17 protein-coding genes and 3 tRNA genes are annotated in these 18,908 nt (G+C 61.5%); 4 read left to right on the plus strand and 16 right to left on the minus strand.

Going from position 1 to position 18,908, the window contains the following annotated elements; genetic code table 11:
- Positions 1-116: 116 nt before the first annotated feature.
- The 3 genes from JFX23_RS06485 to tig form a co-directional block, all read right to left on the minus strand.
- Entirely contained in the window at positions 117-761 is a 645-nt protein-coding gene (locus JFX23_RS06485) for an ATP-dependent Clp protease proteolytic subunit (RefSeq protein WP_198776231.1), read from the minus strand.
- Complete coding sequence (locus tag JFX23_RS06490) at positions 761-1,366, minus strand: ATP-dependent Clp protease proteolytic subunit (protein WP_040314365.1); 606 nt, start codon at positions 1,364-1,366, stop codon at positions 761-763. The genes JFX23_RS06485 and JFX23_RS06490 overlap by 1 nt, the downstream gene beginning before the upstream one ends.
- 212 nt (positions 1,367-1,578) lie before the next feature.
- A complete protein-coding gene (gene tig, locus JFX23_RS06495; protein WP_198776232.1) occupies positions 1,579-2,925 on the minus strand; it encodes a trigger factor in 1,347 nt (448 codons plus the stop codon).
- Between the two features lie 207 nt (positions 2,926-3,132).
- Between tig and JFX23_RS06500 the strand changes: the two genes are divergently transcribed.
- Entirely contained in the window at positions 3,133-4,554 is a 1,422-nt protein-coding gene (locus tag JFX23_RS06500) for an MBL fold metallo-hydrolase RNA specificity domain-containing protein (protein WP_198776233.1), read from the plus strand.
- A 236-nt stretch (positions 4,555-4,790) separates the two neighbouring features.
- Positions 4,791-5,714: a cation diffusion facilitator family transporter gene (locus JFX23_RS06505; RefSeq protein ID WP_198776234.1), complete on the plus strand. Its 924-nt coding sequence runs from the start codon at positions 4,791-4,793 to the stop codon at positions 5,712-5,714.
- 196 nt (positions 5,715-5,910) lie between these two features.
- Here the strand turns inward: JFX23_RS06505 and JFX23_RS06510 are convergent.
- Positions 5,911-5,984: transfer RNA gene (locus JFX23_RS06510), tRNA-Pro, on the minus strand.
- Positions 5,985-6,094: 110 nt separating this feature from the next.
- Between JFX23_RS06510 and JFX23_RS06515 the strand changes: the two genes are divergently transcribed.
- Positions 6,095-6,168 (plus strand) — tRNA-Gly (locus tag JFX23_RS06515).
- Positions 6,169-6,480: 312 nt separating this feature from the next.
- On the opposite strand, the gene JFX23_RS06520 is transcribed toward JFX23_RS06515, so the two are convergent.
- From JFX23_RS06520 to JFX23_RS06550, 7 genes are all read right to left on the minus strand, one after another.
- Positions 6,481-6,858 (minus strand): TRADD-N-associated membrane domain-containing protein, encoded by a 378-nt coding sequence (locus JFX23_RS06520; protein ID WP_198776235.1) that lies wholly within the window; start codon positions 6,856-6,858, stop codon positions 6,481-6,483.
- A 434-nt stretch (positions 6,859-7,292) separates the two neighbouring features.
- Complete coding sequence (locus tag JFX23_RS06525; RefSeq protein WP_198776236.1) at positions 7,293-8,327, minus strand: hypothetical protein; 1,035 nt, start codon at positions 8,325-8,327, stop codon at positions 7,293-7,295.
- A gap of 356 nt (positions 8,328-8,683) precedes the next feature.
- Positions 8,684-8,759, minus strand: a tRNA-His gene (locus JFX23_RS06530).
- Between the two features lie 189 nt (positions 8,760-8,948).
- Positions 8,949-9,302, minus strand: a complete 354-nt coding sequence (locus JFX23_RS06535; RefSeq protein ID WP_198776237.1) for a metallopeptidase family protein — start codon at positions 9,300-9,302, stop codon at positions 8,949-8,951.
- Between the two features lie 18 nt (positions 9,303-9,320).
- Positions 9,321-10,238 (minus strand): ATP-grasp domain-containing protein, encoded by a 918-nt coding sequence (locus JFX23_RS06540; RefSeq protein ID WP_198776238.1) that lies wholly within the window; start codon positions 10,236-10,238, stop codon positions 9,321-9,323.
- A 114-nt stretch (positions 10,239-10,352) separates the two neighbouring features.
- On the minus strand, positions 10,353-11,489 hold the full coding sequence (locus JFX23_RS06545) for a D-alanine--D-alanine ligase family protein (protein WP_198776239.1): 1,137 nt from the start codon (positions 11,487-11,489) through the stop codon (positions 10,353-10,355).
- 149 nt (positions 11,490-11,638) lie between these two features.
- On the minus strand, positions 11,639-12,670 hold the full coding sequence (locus JFX23_RS06550; protein WP_198776240.1) for an NAD(P)H-dependent glycerol-3-phosphate dehydrogenase: 1,032 nt from the start codon (positions 12,668-12,670) through the stop codon (positions 11,639-11,641).
- Between the two features lie 51 nt (positions 12,671-12,721).
- Between JFX23_RS06550 and JFX23_RS06555 the strand changes: the two genes are divergently transcribed.
- Entirely contained in the window at positions 12,722-13,369 is a 648-nt protein-coding gene (locus tag JFX23_RS06555) for an AMIN-like domain-containing (lipo)protein (RefSeq protein ID WP_198776241.1), read from the plus strand.
- 99 nt (positions 13,370-13,468) lie between these two features.
- On the opposite strand, the gene JFX23_RS06560 is transcribed toward JFX23_RS06555, so the two are convergent.
- From JFX23_RS06560 to leuC, 5 genes are all read right to left on the minus strand, one after another.
- A complete protein-coding gene (locus JFX23_RS06560) occupies positions 13,469-14,248 on the minus strand; it encodes a lysophospholipid acyltransferase family protein (protein ID WP_198776242.1) in 780 nt (259 codons plus the stop codon).
- Positions 14,249-14,275: 27 nt separating this feature from the next.
- Positions 14,276-15,253: a diacylglycerol/lipid kinase family protein gene (locus JFX23_RS06565; protein WP_198776243.1), complete on the minus strand. Its 978-nt coding sequence runs from the start codon at positions 15,251-15,253 to the stop codon at positions 14,276-14,278.
- Complete coding sequence (gene murA, locus JFX23_RS06570; RefSeq protein WP_040314369.1) at positions 15,250-16,575, minus strand: UDP-N-acetylglucosamine 1-carboxyvinyltransferase; 1,326 nt, start codon at positions 16,573-16,575, stop codon at positions 15,250-15,252. Before murA ends, JFX23_RS06565 begins: the two co-directional genes overlap by 4 nt.
- A 183-nt stretch (positions 16,576-16,758) precedes the next feature.
- On the minus strand, positions 16,759-17,463 hold the full coding sequence (leuD, locus tag JFX23_RS06575; RefSeq protein ID WP_198776244.1) for a 3-isopropylmalate dehydratase small subunit: 705 nt from the start codon (positions 17,461-17,463) through the stop codon (positions 16,759-16,761).
- A 24-nt stretch (positions 17,464-17,487) separates the two neighbouring features.
- Positions 17,488-18,888, minus strand: a complete 1,401-nt coding sequence (gene leuC / locus JFX23_RS06580; protein WP_198776245.1) for a 3-isopropylmalate dehydratase large subunit — start codon at positions 18,886-18,888, stop codon at positions 17,488-17,490.
- Positions 18,889-18,908 lie beyond the last annotated feature (20 nt).

Raw genomic sequence — 18,908 nt, forward strand, 5'->3', positions numbered from 1 at the left:
AGCCTAATTGAGGCCTCCATGTGACGCCATTCGCCACACTGAGCACCCCGTAATCGAATAAGTGTTGGGGGTCCCAGCATCCGATGATGCTGTGACCCCCAAAGCGATTCTCGGTATTACTCGCCCTTGCGGGAGGCGAGGACCTGATCGATCAGACCGTATTCCTTCGCCTGAGCGGCAGTGAGGATCTTGTCGCGCTCAATATCGCGGCGAATCTGCTCAACCGGTGTGCCCGAATGCTTGGCGAGAGTCTCCTCCAACCACAGGCGCATCCGATCGATCTCATCAGCGACGATCTGAATATCGGAGGCCTGCCCTTGCACGCCTTCCATCGCAGGCTGGTGGATGAGGACACGAGCGTTGGGCAGTGCGAGGCGCTTGCCGGGCGAACCTGCGGCGAGCAGCACTGCGGCAGCGGAAGCGGCCTGCCCCAGGCACACGGTCTGGACCTGCGGCTTGATGTACTGCATCGTGTCGTAGATCGCAGTCAGAGCGGTGAAGGAACCGCCGGGACTGTTGATGTACATCGTGATGAGGGAATCGGGGTCCTGCGACTCTAAGACGAGGAGCTGCGCCATGACATCATCGGCGGATGCGTCATCGACCTGGACGCCGAGGAAGACGATGCGATCCTCGAAAAGCTTGGCATAGGGGTCTTGACGCTTATAGCCGTAGGCGGTGCGTTCTTCGAAGCTCGGCAGGACGTAGCGAGACTGCGGCATGGTGCGGGCGATGCCCTCGAAATACGGGGTGGTGCTCATCACTTCGCTCCTTCTTCAACGCGGTGACCGATCTCCTGCGGGGTCTCGATGACGCGGTCGACGAAACCGTATTCGAGGGCCTCGCGCGCGCTGAACCAGTGATCGCGATCCGCATCCACTTCGATCTGTTCGACGGACTTGCCGGTGCGCTGCGCGGTGATCTCCGCCAGTTCCTTCTTCATCTTGAGGATGAGGTCGGCATTGATGCGGATTTCGGTTGCGGAACCCCCCGCCCCACCGAGGGGCTGGTGGAGGAGGACGCGAGTGTGCGGCGTGATATAGCGTTTGCCGGGTGTTCCTGCGGTGAGGAGGAACTGCCCCATTGAGGCCGCAAGACCCATCCCGACGGTGACCACATCGGGCTTGATGTACTGCATCGTGTCGTAGATCGCCATGCCCGCTGTGACGGAGCCGCCGGGGCTGTTGATGTACAAGTAGATGTCACGCTCGGCGTCTTCGGCTGCCAGGAGAAGCATCTGCGCGCAGATCGCATTCGCGTTCTCGTCGCGCACTTCTCCTCCGAGCCAAATGATGCGCTCTTTCAAGAGTCGCTGGTAGACGGAGTCGGAAAGGTTCGCCATTGAATCGGCGCCTCCCCTGGCCATCTGCGCGTCGCTCACGTGCTCCTCCTCTATTCGATGGATCCTCTTATCGGATCCTGCTGGCATCCAAGCTACCGCTTGTGGATCGTTGGGCGCGGCCCGCGCGCCCTCTTTTCGCTGTCGGCGCATCCGAAGCTCGAGGGCGAGTGGCCAGGTGACGAGTGTGGGCCGACATCACCTAAGGATGTCGGCCCACACTCTCACAGTTGAGAAGCTCACTCCTCGACGGAGGTCTCTTCCCCATCTGCGGCTTCGACGTTTGTCTCCTCAAGCGTCTCAGCTTCAAAAGCCTCCTCTGCGGTGTCACCGAGGAAGGCGGACAGGTCAACGTCATTGCCTTCAGAGTCCTTGACGCTCACGAGACGCAGGACCTCGATGAGGGCCTTCGCGCGTCCGAGGTCGGCGATGACGGCCGACATCTGCTGCGGTGAGGAGAAGAGCTGGTTGATGTCAACGCCGAAGTTCTGCGACATCTGGATCGCGTAGTCGATGAGCTCTTGCTGTGAAACCTGGACGTCGAGCTTCTTGGCGATCGCCTCGGAGAGGAGCTCGGAGCGCATCTCCTTCTCAATGGCCGCGCGGGTCTCCTTCTTCTCCTTCGGCTTCGCGTCCTCGCCAAGGCGGTGGCTGAGCTCGTGCTCAACGACCGATTCGGGCAGGAGGATCTCAACCTTGTCGAGCAGGTGGTCGAGGAGGTTGTCGCGAGCCTGGAGGGCCTGCTGGGAGGACTTCGAGGAGGCGGCCTGGGTCTTGAGGTCTTCCATGAGTTCGTCCATCGTGTCGAACTCGGAGACCATCTGAGCGAAGTCGTCGTCGGCCTTGGGCAGTTCGCGGGCCTTGACGTTCTTTACCGTGATGGTGACATCGGCCTCTTCGCCTTCGTGTTCGCCGCCCTTGAGGGTGGAGACGAAGGTGACGACGTCATCGGCCTTGGTGCCGCGCAGGGCTTTGTCCTGGCCGTCGAGCATCGTGCCCGAACCGATCTCGTAGGAAACCTCGGAGACGGAGTCGACTTCTTCGCCGTTGACGGTGGCGATCATGTCGATCGTCGCGTAGTCGCCGGTCTTCGCCTTACGGGTGATGGTCTTGAGGGTCGCGAAGCGTCCGCGCAGCTCGTCGAGTTCGGCTGTGACGTCCTCTTCGGTGACCTCGGTGGAGTCGACGGTGATGACGGTGTTCTCGTCGAATTCGGGCAGCTCGAAGTCCGGGACGACGGCGACCTCGGCGGTGAAGATCAGTTGGCCGCCCTGTTCGCCGGTGGTGTTCGGGATCTCGGTAACCTCAACCTCGGGCTGAGCCATGGGGCGAAGTCCCTGCTCGGCGACGGCGTCCGAGTAGTGGCCCGGAAGGACTTCGTTCACGACCTGCTCGATGACGGCGGCGCGGCCGAAACGCTGGTCGATGATGCGGGCCGGCACCTTGCCCTTGCGAAAGCCGGGGATGGAGACCTGCTCGGCGATATCCTTGTAGGCCTTGGCCATCTCGGAGGACATCTCCTCGTAGGGGACCTCAACGGTGAGGCGGACCTTGGTGGGCTCGAGAGTCTCAACGGTGCTCTTCACGTGCGTGCACTCCAAAACGTTTACGGGTATGGGGCGCCCGAAAGGGCGCATGACAACTCGGCCAGTCTACGACAGGCGGCGGGCGGTGTCGCCGTCGCAGGCGCCTCAGGGCTGTAATGCAGCCGATTCCACTCGTCGTCGTACCCTTTTGCCCGCCCCGCCTACGAAACTCCCCCACCAGGCAGTGACGCAAGGCACACTTGTGTCATGGCTGCGACACGTCTGACTTTCCTCGGAGGAGCTGGCACGGTCACCGGCTCGAAGTACCTCATCGACCTCGACACTCCCTCAGGTCCCAGGAGAATCCTCATCGATTGCGGCATGTTCCAGGGGCAGAAGAAACTTCGCCTGCTCAACTGGTCCAGATTCCCCGTTCCGCCCTCGTCGATCAGCGATGTTCTCCTCACCCACGCACACATGGACCACACGGGGTATCTGCCCAGGCTCGTGAAAGAGGGCTTCAATGGCGCGATCTGGGGGACGGACTCAACCCTCGCGCTGACCGAGATCATTTTGCGCGACTCTGCTTTCTTGCAGGAACGCGACGCGGACTTCGCGAACGCTCACGGCTTCTCACGCCATGCGAACGCGCAGCCCCTCTATCGAATCGGGGATGTTGAGCGTACCCTCCCCATGTTCCGCACGATCGAGTTTGCTCGTCCCCTCGACCTCGGGGACGGTATGGAAGCGACTTGGACGAGGGCGGGGCACATCCTCGGCTCGGGCTCGATCCGCCTGTCGACCCCGGACGGTTCGATCCTCTTCTCGGGCGATCTGGGGCGCGCCACCCATCCGGTCTTGCGTCAGAGGGAGATCCCTGAAGGCGCGGACCTGCTTCTCGTCGAGTCGACGTACGGTGACCGTGAACATCCTGATCCTGTAGGTCCCGCCCACGAAGCCTTTGCGGAGGCGATCCGTTCCACTGTGGATTTAGGCGGCAGCATCCTCATACCGGCCTTCGCCGTGGATCGCACGGAAGTGGTCCTGCTCGCCTTGGATGAGATGTTGCGCGAGGGGCGCATCCCGGATGTGCCCGTGTTCGTCGATTCGCCGATGGCTTTGTCTTCCCTGGAGATCTATCGGGCGCGAAGCCAGGCCGATGAGCTTTGCGAGGAGGCGGGGGGATTGCGTTTGTCCCACCTGGATCTGCATGAAGTACGAAGCGTGAACGAATCGAAGGCGCTCAACACTTTCGGCAGGCCGACGATCATTATTTCCGCATCCGGCATGGCGACCGGGGGCCGAGTCTTGCATCATCTCGAGCGCATGCTGCCCGGGGAGAACAATTGCGTCATCCTCACTGGTTATCAGGCGATCGGGACGCGAGGACGCTCGCTCCTTGATGGTGCGACTTCTGTGAAGATGCACGGAATGGAGGTGGCGGTGCGCTGCCGGGTCGTGCGAGACGAGGAGTTCTCAGTGCATGCGGATGCTTCTGAGTTGCTCGATTGGGTGGGGGCCCTCAAGCCCGCTCCCCGGCAGGTTTTCTGCGTTCACGGCGAGGACGACTCGACGAAGGCGCTCGCGAAGCTTCTGGGCGAGAAGCTTTCGCTGGCGGCGATTCCTGCCAGGGCGAATCAGAGTATTGACGTGCGAGCCACGATCTCCAAGGCGAATCTGCCGGCGTGAGCCTCTGCACTATCCGTATGCGAGCCTCTGCGCTATCCGCCTGTGAGCCTCTGCACTATCCGTATGGGCCGAGCGTTCTCCTCACCCCAGCTTTGAGCAGTCGCGAGCTTCAGCATTCCTTTCCTGAAGGCGATCATCATGTGTACCCTGAGCAGGGACGCCACTACTAAGGTCACCCTTGCCTCCTCGCCTTTGAGGGGGGCCACGGAGTGGCAGAAGGAAGGCATTCATCTCCCATGAGCCACTCTCACGCTCACTCTCACTCTCACTCCTCCGCGCATCGCGGACGCCTCATCTTGACGCTCATCATCACGACGACAATTCTCATTGCCGAGGTCATCGGGGCGTATTGGACTTCATCACTGGCCCTTCTCGCCGACGCCGGGCACATGCTCACCGATGTCGCCGGACTCGCCATCGCTGTGACCGCGGCCTCGCTCATTGAAAAACCCGCAACCTCGGAGCACACCTGGGGGCTGCGCAGAGCCGAAGTCCTCGCGGCGGGAGCACAAGCCACTGTTCTGCTCGGAGTCGGCACCTTCGCCTTCATTGAGGGCATCGAACGGCTCATCACCCCGCGCCCGATCGCCTCAGTCGGGCTCCTGGTCTTCGGCATCGTGGGCCTGGTAGGCAATGTCGCGTCAATCCTTATCCTTGCGAGTGGGCGCGGCGCGAACCTCAATATGCGCGCCGCTTTCCTCGAGGTCGTCAACGATGCCCTCGGTTCGGTCGCAGTCATTGCCTCCGCCGCCATCATCGCCTTGACCGGCTGGACCCGCGCAGACGCAATCGCCGGTATGCTCATCGCTGCCTTCATCGTTCCCAGGGCGATCACAATCATCCGTGAAGCAGGCTCGATCCTCATGGAATCGACCCCCAAGGGCCTCGACCTGTCGGAGGTTCACGAGCATCTGTCCTCAGTCCCCCATGTTCTCGACGTTCACGATCTGCACGCTTACGAGATCGCCACGGGCCTTCCCGTCTTGACCGCACACATCGTCCTCGCTGATGAGTGCTTCGCCGATGGGCACGCCACCACTCTTCTCCACCAGTTCCAAGACTGCGTCGCCGAGCATTTCCCCGTGTCGATCGAGCATTCGACCTTCCAACTCGAGTCCCGCACGCATGCCGAACACGAGATTTCAAGCTGCAAACACTGATTCTTCTTCGCCGTTGCTCTTCTCCGTCGATTCTCTTCCCCACTCAAGGCGCGAGCACTCATCGCCTTTCTCAGGTTGCGTTCGTCTCTTCCCGGTGACCCTGCGGCTCGCATCTCGCAGTGCACTGACTAGTCGCATCGGATACGCGAGAAAGCCCCAGAACCTCTGGAAATGAGGTTCTGGGGCTTGTGAGAAGTCGGGGTGACAGGATTTGAACCTGCGACATCCTGCTCCCAAAGCAGGCGCGCTACCAAACTGCGCCACACCCCGTGACAGAGCCTGTACGAGCTCTTCGCTTCCTAGATCATAAGGGGCCGAAGCGGATAATTCGCAATCGAGCGCTTTGCCGGTTAAGATTGTGCCTGCACGCCTCGTGCGTTGCGGATGTAGCTCAATGGTAGAGCCTCTGCCTTCCAAGCAGATCACGCGGGTTCGATTCCCGTCATCCGCTCCAGGAAGCCCCGGAATCCTCGAGATTCCGGGGCTTTTCACGTCAAATGAGCTTCTTGCTTGCGACTCCCCCGGTCTTCACTGATTGAGCCATGTGAGTGGCACGAGCGCTCCGAAGCTTCTCTCTGATGTCTTGAGGAAGGCAGCGGCTCGATTCAAGTCAGCGGCAGGTGAGCGGCAAGTCCGGATCAACACTGCATTCCCCACGATTCACGATCCGAAGTACCTCTCTTAGACGCACAAGCGCGATCGATATCGGCGGAGGTCCCGCATTGAGGCGAGGGCCCTCGCGCCAGGGCTAGTGCCCTCCTCAGACCTAGATGATGGACATGAGGCTCTCAACAAGGTCACCCATGCCCTCGCCGACTCCTCGAGTGGTTGAACGGGTTGTCCCCGCTTCCTTCCAATGCTCCAGCAGTGTGCTCTTGGCACGCTCGAGCTCCTCCACAGCATCGTTCTTCATCTTCACTAAGAAGGCGCTCCCAGCACCTCCGAGGAGTGTGGCCACCCCGGTGACGATCGCTTGAACCGAGTGCCCCAAAGTGGCAAGGAGTATCCCCACTATCAAGGCCATAGCTGTGGCGGTGCCAACGGCGTAGAGGAGGTTCCAGAATCGTCTCGCATTGCGCGAAGCCCGTTGTACTTCACTCAATGCGATGGCCACAGGAATGGGGGTTTCAGACGTGGGTGTCATTGCTCTCGCACCTCGCCACATGTGATTCGGCGCCCTTGCGAGGCTGGACCTTCGTAGCAGGATGCCCCGCCAAGAGCCTTCGAATGAGTCTACCCGACCCCACCTTCACAGACGGTGCTTCGGACCTTCATAGACGATGCTTCAGGAGCAGCGCCTCAATGATCGCTGGAGTGTGTCGTCCACCTCGCACTATTCCGCTGCCAAGCACTTGATCGACAGCTCGGCGGGACGATAATCCAGTGTTCGAAGAGGCGCCAGCTCCTCAAGCTCTTTTCGTGCACCTATCGGCCCGTGGCACACGGGGCTCGTCAGAGCTTGCCCCTAAAACGTCAAGCCCCAGGTTTTATAGAGGGTGTTTCATCTGGTTTTCACCAACTTGTGCTGGTGCCTGTGGTTGTGGCTGGGGCGCTTGTTCGGAGGTCGCGCAGGCTCGCTCAGACGCGGCGTCCGCGCTTGAACGCCAACGCCACAGTGCCGACTGCGGTCAGCAGGAGTGCGGCACCGAGTGGGCCAACGCTCATCGCACCGGTCCTGGCCAGTCTCCCAGAGTTCTTGGCGCTCTTGGTCACCGGCTTAGTCGGATTGGCATCCGACGCGGCGGGGGGAGTCGCATCGCTGGGTGCTGTGGAGGCGCTGGATGATCCGTTCGAGGCCGGGGCCGGGGCCTTGGTGGTGATGCGGAAGGAGGGTGCCGCCACGGGCTTGTCGTCCACGGTGATCTCCGGGGTGTAGACGGCCTCCTTGCCGTTGGCATCGGGGGCCTGACGGGTGACAGAGACGCTTGCTCGCCATGTCCCCTCGCCGTCCACCTTCCCGGTCACGGCCAGGCCGTCGGCAGTGACCACAGGCTCAACGCTAGGGGCTTCCGGGGCCGCCGGCGCGGGCTGCGTCTGAGAGCCCAAGGTCCAGGCGGCCAGGTTCTCCCCTCCGAAATCCCCACGACGGAACGCGGTGAGCCGCGCTCCGCTTTCGGGGACCGTGCAGGTCACGGTCGTCTGCTCACCCGGGTGAAGTTTTTGTTCCTCGGGAGAGCACGTTCCGCCAGGCAGTTCGTTCCCCGAGGCGTCAGTGATGTGGAAGCGCATGTCCGCGGGGTGGGCGAACAAGCCGTTGCCGTTCTCAATAAGCAGCGAGACCCTATGCGGCGAGGTCGGTGAAACCTGAGAGGGGATGGTGATCTCGTAGGTTCTCGTGACCGTGGCGCTTGGGTCGACGTCCAGGGCGTCGGGCGGCGAGTCTAGTAGGCCGACCTGCGGGGTGCTCCAGACTGTGTCAGGTCCAGGCTGGTCAGTCGTATAGGAGGCGGAGAGACTGCCGAAGGAGTTCGGACCTGCACACTGGAATCCCAGACCGGTACACGCTAAGGGCGGCTGATCCGCAGCGAGCGCGGTGGCAGACGAGAGGAAGACACCTCCGACCACTGTGGCGGCGGTGACCGCAGACACAGCGAATGGACGACGGAATTTCATGGGGAACCTCGTTCTGGAGAATAGGACACACAACAAAGTGAGGACAGCCTAACCGAGTTTCAGCTGTGACGGTAATACGGAACCGGAGGAGTTCTGGTGCAGGTTGTGGTGACACTAGGGATGAGAGCTTTGTGGAGTTCCCTTCGACCGAAACTGGCCACTCCCGAACGGTTGCGCACAATGCATCCAGCAAGGTCGCCTGGCATACAAAAAGGGCTTTGAACAGGCGCATCTCATGCAATGCGGAGTGCCTTTTCGTGTGGGACCCGATCGCATAGCCGACGATCCAATTGGAGAACACGTCCCAAGCAGTGCAACGCAAAACCCCCGGAATGCAGGCTTCCGGGGGTCTTATCTGGGGTGGCTGACGGGACTCGAACCCGCGACGTCCTGGACCACAACCAGGTGCTCTACCAACTGAACTACAGCCACCATCGATGCGCTTCACACGCAACGAAGGGAACTCTAGCAAAGAATGCGCGCCACGCGAAATCCAGGAGGATCAGGGGCAAGTGGCATCCGGCACGTCACTAGTTCCCCCCCGCTCCACGACAAGGAAAACCTCAACGCAGAAAACGGGGCGCGCCCCGTAAGGGACGCGCCCTGCCCAGCTTCCAACGTCTACGCCCAACCCAGCTCGTGGAGGGCCTCGTCGTCGATTCCGAAATAGTGTCCGACCTCGTGGATCACGGTGATGCGGACTTCTTTGGCGACTTCCTCCTCCGTTTCGCACATCGCCAGAGTCGGCTTGCGGAACACAAGGATCCTGTCAGGCAGAACACCCACATAATCACATCGTTGCGTCAAAGCAACGCCGTCATACACGCCGAGAGTATCGGGCTCCATATCGGCAGGCGGCTCGTCCTCGACGAAGATCGCGACATTGTCCAGGCGATCCCAGAACTCATCGGGGATCTCCTCAAGAGCCTCAGCGACGAGATCCTCGAAAGCCTGGGGGCTCATTTCAACAGGCACGCTCAGCCAGACTCCTCATCACCAGTGGGCGCGCACGGAGATCGCGTCAGCAAAATTGCCGAGCGCTTCAGGAGTTGCCGCAAGGTAGAGGTCGGCATCGACGAGCGACACCTCCATCACCCGGAAGGAACCCTCGTCATCGGGCACAATGTCAACACGGTTGAAGAGGAACTGCTCGTCGCGTCCAATGCGCTCACGAACATACGCGTGCAGGACCCGACGAATCCGCTCGCCCCACTGCCAGGCAATGTGATCAGCGGCTTCCGCAGTGACCACAGCCTCGTGCATAGTGGGTTCGGTGATCGTCGCAGGGTGGAGGACCGCTCGCTTCTCAACGGCGTGGGACACCAGACCATTGAAGAACACGAGCGAAATCTCACCGTGCGTATCGATCTCTTCGAGATAACGCTGAAGCATGACAGTACGTCCCGCGCCCAGGAGCTGCTGAACCTGAGCAATAGCGGCCTGGCGCTGCGCCGTCGATACGGTCGTGTACCGGCCAATGTCCCGCACGCCTGAAGACACCGCCGGTTTGACGATGAACTCGCCGGAAGCCGGGAAGCGCGTGTGGATCTGATGCTTCGACAGATTCTGCTCCGGTTCCAGCCACGCCGTCGGGATCGTGGGAAGACCGCGCTTTTCAAGGGAACGCAAGTAGGTCTTGTGGGTGTTCCACTCGAGAATATCCGGATGGTTCAAGATCCTTGGGACCTTCTTGGTCCACTCAAGGAAAGCCTGACGCTGGAGAGGATAGTCCGACACCGAACGGACAATGACTGTTCCAGCGTCCGTCCAATCAACATCCGGGTCATTCCAGATCTTGATGCTCGGGTCGCAGCCGCGTTCAGCGAGCGCGTCGAGTAGGCCTTCCTCGCCGTGGTACAGATTCGACATTGCGGAGGAAGTTGCAAGAGTAACTTTTGGCTTCGTTGTCATACGTTCAAAGATACCCGGCATTCCTCATCGCCGAGGACGCGATGACTGTCCCTTCGGGGCCGAAGTCCCATGAGTTCGGTCCCATTCAGTCTGCGCCCCACAGACCCCAGGGGCTCAGCGAAGACCGAGGTCGCGTTCAAGAGCCTGCTCAAGAAGCGCGTCGATCAGGGCTGCATAGCCCATTCCTGCCGCTTTCCACATCTGCGGATACATCGAGATCGGAGTGAAACCGGGCATTGTGTTGACCTCGTTAATGATGACCGTGCCCGCTTCCTCGTCGTGGAAGAAGTCCACCCGGGCAAGCCCCTCGCATTCGAGGGCTTCGAATGCTTTCGCTGCGGTCCAACGGATTTGCGCCTCGAACTCGGGAGCAACCTTCGCCGGGCAGACCAGGCCGATCGCTTCGGTGTCGATGTACTTGAGTTCGTAGTCGTAAAACTCGCCTTCAGGGACCTCGATCTCACCCAATGGAGCGGTCCTCGGACGCATTCCAGTGCCCCCAAGGACGCCGCATTCGATCTCGCGCCCCGAAATCGCCGCCTCCACGATGACACGCGGATCCGAGTTCTGCGCTTCCTTAATCGCCGTCGCCAAACCCTGAGGGGAATCGACTCGGGTAATGCCGATCGAGGAGCCCGCCCGGCAAGGTTTAACGAACACCGGGTAGCCGAGTTCCCCTACGCGCCTCGCGCACTCCTCAGGGTCATCCTCCCAGTCCATCGGGGTGATGAGCTCCCAGGTTCCGACATCAATGCCCGCAGCTGCCAGGACAGTCTTCGTCAGATGCTTGTCCATTGAAATCGCGCTCGAGGTGACGCCGCAGCCGACGTAGTGCACATTCGCCATCTCGAACAGGCCCTGGATTGTTCCATCCTCACCGTAGGGTCCGTGCAGGAGTGGGAAAACCACATCCACATGCCCCAAGTCGCGCACATTCGCAACCTTCGATTCGGGGGACGCGGGATCGCCCTCGTAGGTGACTTCCAGGAGAGAACCAGAGCCGGGAGCAAGGACGACTCTCGAGGCGCCCGCTTGAACCGATTGTCCGCGCCCCTCGCGAAACTCCAAGAGTGAGGGGTTGTCTTCGACGAGGACCCATTCGCCCTCGTGGGTGATGCCGACGGGAAGAACATCCCATTTCGTCCGATCAATGGCCTTGAGGATTCCGGCTGCCGTCGCGCACGAGACCTCGTGCTCGCCCGAACGACCGCCGAACACGATGAGGACGCGACGCTTGGAGGTTTGAGTCATGGGCACCAGGGTATCGCCCAGGAAGTCTCCTCCCCCACTCGAGGGGCCGCGCGCCTTAGACCAGAGTCAGCGCCGTCCCCTCAAGACCGCAGTTCACACCACTTCAAGCAGGGCCAACCCGCGTTAAGTATCGCCTCGAAGGAGCATGTCTAAACGAGTTCGATCCTCCATCCGTCCATCTTCTGCGGACGCGAGAGGAGCATCTGCCCCATCTGCTCGATGGAAGCCCCATCTCGGACGACTGATACGACGGCACTGATGATCGGCACGTCCACGTTCAAAGACTTCGCGAGGGCGAGGATCGGTTCTGCTGAACGGGCACCCTCAACGACGCCGGGAGAAAGGGCGATCGCCTCTTCGACGCTCATCCCCTGACCAACCCGGTGGCCGAAAGAGAAGTTGCGTGACAGGCGCGAGGAGCAGGTCGCCATGAGATCCCCCACTCCCGCGAGCCCCGAAAAAGTCTGGGGGTCCGCGCCCAGCGCAGTTCCCAGGCGAGTGATTTCCGCAAGACCTCGGGTGATGAGGGTCGCCCTCGTGTTCACGCCAAAGCCCATGCCTTCTGCGGCGCCGATCGCGACGGCGATGACATTCTTCGCAGCTCCCGCGATCTCTGAGCCGATGACATCGGTCGACACATAGGGACGGAAGTAGGAGGTGTGGCAGCTTTTCGCGAGGGAACTCGCAAGCTCAAGATTCGTCGAGGCGATGACGGTTGCCGTGGGGTTGTGCTCGGCGATCTCGCGCGAAAGATTGGGGCCGGAGAGGATGGCGATCCTCGATTCATCGGCTCCACTCGCTTGAGCGATGATCTCGTCCACGCGTAACAGGCTCTCGAGTTCGAGCCCCTTGGCAAGAGAAAGGAAGACCGCATCCTCAGCGAGGTGGTCGCGAGCGGACTCGAGGGTGGGACGGACCGCAGCGACCGGCACGGCCACGACGATCATCTGCGAGCCCTCGACGGCCTGAGCGATGTCGCTGGTCGCGCTGATCCGCTCCGATAGTTCAATTCCTGGCAGGTAGCTCGCGTTCTCACCGGAGTTAATGAACTCAACGACGTCCGCGTTGCGACCCCACATCGAGACCTCTAGTCCCGCATCGGCGAGAATCTGGGCGAAAGTCGTTCCCCAGGCTCCGGTGCCCAGGACTGTGGCGCGCGAGTAGGCACGTTCATCACTCATGTGTGAGAGCCTACCTGTAGTCCTCGCCTCACAGTGCTCAAGGAGTCAGTAGTGTCTCGTCCTTTCATCTCTGCCCCGCTTCTCATTGCTTCGCTGCTCGTCCTCGGAGCTTGCCAGGCGACTCCAGGCGAGCAGTCCTCCTCGCAGGCTCCCCAATCCGCTCACAGCACCCCTGCACCTCACGCGCAGTCCTCTTCCCAGTCCTCGGCTCTTCCCTCCACTCAAGACCCCGCAGAAACCCAAGCCCTCTCAGCGATCAACGGCGAGCAGTGGGTCACCTCCCTTGAGCCTCTCATGGCTCAGGTGGGCGAGGCGCCCATGGTCTTCCATGATCTACGTCTAGGCGATCACGAGGGCTTTTACCGGGTCGTCGTCGAATTCAGCGGCGAAGGCGTCCCCGGATACTTCCAATCCTGGACGGATGCTCCTGTCGAACTGGGCCGAGGCCGACCGCTTCCTGTCGCAGGTGACGCATTCCTCGACCTCGCGATCACGGGCACAGCGATGCCCTCAAGCGATGAACTCAACGCCGAGTATTACGCGGGCGAGCGCAATCTTGAGCTCGGGCCCCTTGATGTTCGCGAGGATGGGACCTTCGAAGACACGACGCATATCGTGATCGGCATGGACCAGGCGAGGAAGTTCCAGATCGGCTTTTTGAAGAACCCGACTCGAATGGTCATTGACATTCAAAAGTGAAGCGCTGAGGTGGAGCTCTGGGAGAAGGGGAGCCTGAATTCAAGGCACCCCCCGTGCGGGCCAACCTCAAGACCCCAGTCGGCCCAAGATCCGAGTGGCTCAGCTCCTCTTCCTCTTCGCGGCCTTCTTCGCCTTCTTCGCCCTCTGCTTCTGCTCGTCTTCCCACCAGGGGCCGGCCTTCGTGTAGGCCTTCCAGATCCGCTCCGGAGCTTTCGCCCCGCGAAGGTCCTCAACACCCGCAGTAACGGCATCGCGGATCCGCGTGGTGAGTTCTTCGACGGCCTCGTGGTCCTTCGAGCCGGCTTCCGAGATGAGATCGTCCATCTTCACAGGGGGCATGAAGGTGTAAGAGACCTTCTGGCCAGGGCGCATATCGGGCACTGAGGCGAAACGATCCATAATGTCCTGCGGCCCCCACTGTGCAACCGGGATGACGGGCACACCCGTGTCGAGTGCGAGGCGAGCGGCACCCGTCTTGAAGGACATCGGCCACATATCCGGTTCTTGGGTGTGAGTCCCCTCAGGCCAAATGCACACGACCTCACCACTGTTCAAGGCTCGGGTCGCAGGAAGGAGAGCCTGGGATGGGTTCTTCTCCCGATCAACGGGGATCAATCCCATACCGTTGATGATCTTGCCGAAGACGGGCACGCCGAACATGGACTTCTTCGCAAGGAAACGCACGGGGACACCCCGTTTCATGAAATACCAGCAGACGCACAGCGGATCCACATCCGACAAGTGGTTGAACACGAGCAGATAGGGACCCTTTTCTGGGATGTTCTCAGTTCCCGTGGCCCTGATCTTCACCCAAGGAGTCATGATCGGCGTCAAAACGGCTTGAGCGAAGCGATAGAAACCCGTGATTGAACTCGTCATGGCCTTGAGTCTAGCGAGGAGCGCCGCTCAGACGAGAACGTCCACCGCATGGGGCGCGCCGATCACCGTGAAGGGGATGTCGGCAACTCGATCGCCGTCGGCCATCGCGGTCATGCCACGAGGCTCGAGGATCTCCACTTCTTTAACACGTTCAACCTCAATGACCTCGTGTCCTTCGGCTCGCCCCACGACCACACCTGCGAGCACCGGGACCGCTTGCCGAAGAGGAAGGGCCCCAACGTGGCACAGCTCGATCCGCCCATCGTGCAGGTCGGATTCGGGCACGAGGCGGATACCTCCACCGAAACAACCCGAGTTCGACACCGAGGTGATCCACCCTGTGAATTCGCGTTCGACTCCGTCCACCATCGCGAGAATCCTTGAGGGACGATAAGAGGCGAGTGCGCCAAAAGCCCCGTAGCCGTAAGCGAGGGGCCCAGAGATGAGGAAAGAGTCGTTCGCGAGGATATTCGCCCTCGCATCCAAACCCAAGGACACCAAACCCAGGACGAGGGTCGTGCGCCCGTCCTCGCTCTTCACCCACATCCCATCGAGGGGCTTGAGGCGTAAGGCCAGTTCCTGATCCGATTGTGATGAGCGAAAACCGAGTTCTGCCAGTGAGCGGGCGCGTTGCATCGGGTCGTGACCGATGCCGAGGGCCCGACACAAGTCGTTCCCGCGTCCGCCGGGGATCGGCGCGAAGGGCAGGCCCGCTTCGTGGCATCCACGGGCGATGGCCGAAAGGAAACCGTCTCCACCTAGTCCTGCGACGACTGAGGTTTCGGATGCGGCCGCCAGGGCCACGGGATCATCACTCGCGGTCGTCACAGATACGCGCACGGACCACCCTCCGGCGCGAAGGGCGCGCACAACATTGGGGCCGACTGCGACGGAGCGTCCTCCTGCGGACATGGAAGAGACGAGGACGTGGATGCTCCTGCCCTCTTGACGCACAGGACTCGAAACGCGCTCCTCGGGCTTGTCTTCGTGACGGATGGCGCTCATGCGTCGAGGTATCCGACGCGAGCATCCAGCTGCTTGAGCTTCGTCGTGAAATGCTCATAGCCCCGGGAGATGACGTCAATGCCGGAGACCGTGGATGTTCCCTCGGCGGCGAGCGCCGCGATGAGATGGGAGAATCCGCCGCGCAAATCCGGGACCGTGATGTCTGCGGCGTGCAAAGGCGTCGGACCGGAGATCACCGCAGAGTGGAAGAAGTTGCGCTGTCCGAAACGGCAGGGGGTGCCGCCCAAGCATTCGCGGTAGACCTGGATATTCGCACCCATCTTGCGCAGGGCCTTAGTGAAGCCGAAACGATTCTCGTACACGGTTTCATGAACGATCGACAGACCCCTCGCCTGCGTGAGGGCGACAACGAGGGGCTGCTGCCAGTCGGTCATGAAGCCCGGGTGCACCGCAGTTTCGAGGGCGATCGAGTTGAGCTCACCGCCCGGGTGGTAGAAGCGGATCCCCTCGGAGTCAATATCGAAGGCACCACCGACCTTGCGGTAGGTGTTGAGGAAAGTCGTCATATCGGGCTGGTGGGCGCCGCGCACATAAATATCGCCGCGAGTCGCGAGGGCCGCAGCCCCCCAGGATGCGGCTTCAATCCGATCGGGAAGGGCATTGTGGCGGTATCCGTGAAGAGTCGAGACCCCTTCAATGCGGATCGTCCGATCGGTGTCGACCGAGATGATCGCACCCATCTTCTGCAAAACGTTAATGAGATCCATGATCTCCGGCTCAACGGCAGCACCCTTCAAAATCGTGATGCCCTCAACGCGAACAGCAGTGAGGAGGGTCTGCTCGGTCGCGCCAACGGAGGGGAAGGGAAGCTCGATCAGGGCACCGCGAAGTCCTTCAGCGGGTTTGCGGATACGTACACCATCAGGACGCTTCTCCACGACCGCGCCGAAACGGCGCAAAGTGTCAAGGTGGAAGTCGATCGGGCGACCGCCGATATTACAGCCCCCCAGCTCGGGGATGAAAGCCTCCCCGAGCTGGTGGAGCAGAGGTCCGCAAAAGAGGATCGGAATGCGCGATGCCCCGCCAAGGGAGTCAATATCCGAACGCGAAGCGATCTTCACATTCCTCGGGTCGAGCGTCATCACGCCGGATGTCTGGTCGAAGTTCACCTCAACGCCGTGCAGGCGCAGAAGATCAGAGACGACGTCGACATCACGGATGAGGGGGACGTTGGACAGTTGAGAGAGGCCATCGCCGAGAAGGGCCGCAACCATCGCCTTCGGGACGAAGTTCTTGGCCCCACGGACTGTGATGGTTCCCTGGAGGGGGTAGCCGCCTTCAACGCGCAGCACGGAGGGCATGGTCATCGTCTCCTCGATCTGTCCTTTAGAACTGTGCACAACTCTAGGACAGGACGCGCTTCGAGCGCTCACCTCGGGACGTTCACTCCCCCACATGTGCGCCTATTCAGGGCCTTCATCCTCGTCTTTCACTCGCGTTTGACCGAGCAGCAGGTCCTTCCTCCACTTGCGTGAAGACTCGGCTTATACGCAGAGTCTCCCGCCACAAGAGCCTCCCCTTCCTCCACTTGCGTGAAGACTCGGCACACCAAGATTCACAGGACGCGCGGAGACGACCTCTTCTTTTGGCAAGTACTTCGCCGGAAGCGTTGTCGGTTTGAAGTCAGGACGTTTTGCTTCGTAGGCGCAGATCGCGTCCTCGTCGCGAAGGGTCAAGGCGATGTCGTCGAGGCCCTCCAAGAGGCACCAGCGCGCATAGTCGTCGATCTCGAAGGACGCGGTGACGGGACCTGCGGTGACGGTCTTAGCCTCAAGGGACACTGTCACTTCGGTGCCCGGTTCGTTCTCGAGGACTTTCCACAGGGAATCGCAGTCCTCCTGGGTGATGACCCCGGCGACAAGACCCTGCTTGCCCGCGTTGCCACGGAAGATGTCCGCGAACTTCGGGGAGAGGACGACGCGGAAGCCATAGTCCTTCAGGGCCCAGACCGCGTGCTCACGAGAAGAACCGGTCCCGAAGTCGGGGCCTGCGATGAGGACGGAGCCCGAGCGGTAGGCGTCTTGATTGAGGACGAAGTTCGGGTCGTTCCTCCAGGCAGCGAAGAGCGCATCTTCGAAGCCCGTGCGGGTAATGCGCTTGAGGTAGACCGCGGGGATGATCTGGTCGGTGTCGACGTTCGAACGGCGGAGCGGGACTCCGATGCCGGTGTGAGTCGTGAACTTGTCCATGAGTGTTCTCCTTCCGCGCCAGTCTTAGAGGTCCGCCGGGCTCGACAAGGTTCCGCGCACCGCTGTGGCGGCGGCGACCAGTGGCGACACGAGGTGGGTGCGCCCGCCCTTGCCCTGTCGGCCCTCGAAGTTACGGTTCGAGGTCGAGGCGGAGCGTTCGCCGGGGCTGAGCGTGTCGGGGTTCATTCCCAGGCACATCGAACAGCCCGCATTACGCCATTCGGCTCCGAACTCCGTGAAGACCCTGTCGAGTCCTTCGGCTTCGGCCTGCAGGCGGACTCGGGCGGAACCGGGCACGACGAGCATTCGGATGGAGTCGGCTTTCTTGCGTCCCTTGATAATGGCCGCTGCGGCCCGCAGGTCCTCGATGCGCCCGTTCGTGCACGAGCCGAGGAAGACCGTGTCGATGCGGATATCGCGCATCGCAGTGCCGGCTTTCAAAGCCATGTATTCCAGGGCCCTTTCGGCGGCGAGACGCTGTGATTCATCACTAAAGTCCTTGGGGTCAGGCACCTTCGAGGAGAGGGGAACACCTTGGCCTGGGTTGGTGCCCCAGGTGACGAAGGGTTCGATGTCGGCCGCTTCGAGGATGACCTCGGCGTCGAAGACGGCGTCCTCATCGGAGGGAAGGGTCTTCCAGTATTCGACGGCGCGCTCCCATTCCTCGCCCTCGGGTGCGTGCGGACGGTCTTTGAGGTATTCGAAGGTCGTTTCGTCGGGGGCGACCATTCCGGCTCGGGCACCGGCCTCGATCGACATATTGCACACCGTCATGCGCCCCTCCATGGAGAGTTCGCGGATCGCTTGTCCCCGGTATTCGAGGACGTAGCCCTGCCCCCCACCGGTTCCGATCTTCGCGATGACGGCAAGGATGATGTCTTTCGCGGTCGAACCTTGAGGCAGAGAGCCGTTCACGGTGATCGCCATCGTCTTGAAGGGGGCGAGCGGCAGGGTCTGGGTCGCGAGGACGTGTTCAACCTGGCTGGTCCCAATGCCGAAAGCGAGGGCTCCGAAGGCGCCGTGTGTGGAGGTGTGCGAGTCGCCGCAGACGATCGTCATGCCGGGCTGCGTCAGTCCGAGCTGCGGGCCGACGACGTGCACGATTCCCTGGTCGGCGTCGCCGAGGGAGTGCAGGCGGATCCCGAATTCCTTCGCGTTGTGGCGAAGAGTGTGGATCTGCAGGCGGCTCGTCTCGTCGGCGATCGGCAGGTCGATGTCGAGGGTCGGAGTGTTGTGGTCCTCGGTGGCGATCGTCAGCTCCGGGCGGCGGACCTTGCGGCCTGCGAGCCTGAGCCCTTCGAAGGCTTGGGGGCTCGTCACCTCGTGGACAAGGTGGAGGTCGATGTAGAGCAGGTCGGGGGCTCCGCCCTCGCCCTGCTTCACGATGTGGTCGCGCCACACCTTCTCTGCCATTGTGCCGGTCACGCTTCCTCCTTGGTCCGGGC

The organism is Schaalia cardiffensis (assembly GCF_016405145.1).
GTDB lineage: Bacteria > Actinomycetota > Actinomycetes > Actinomycetales > Actinomycetaceae > Pauljensenia > Pauljensenia cardiffensis.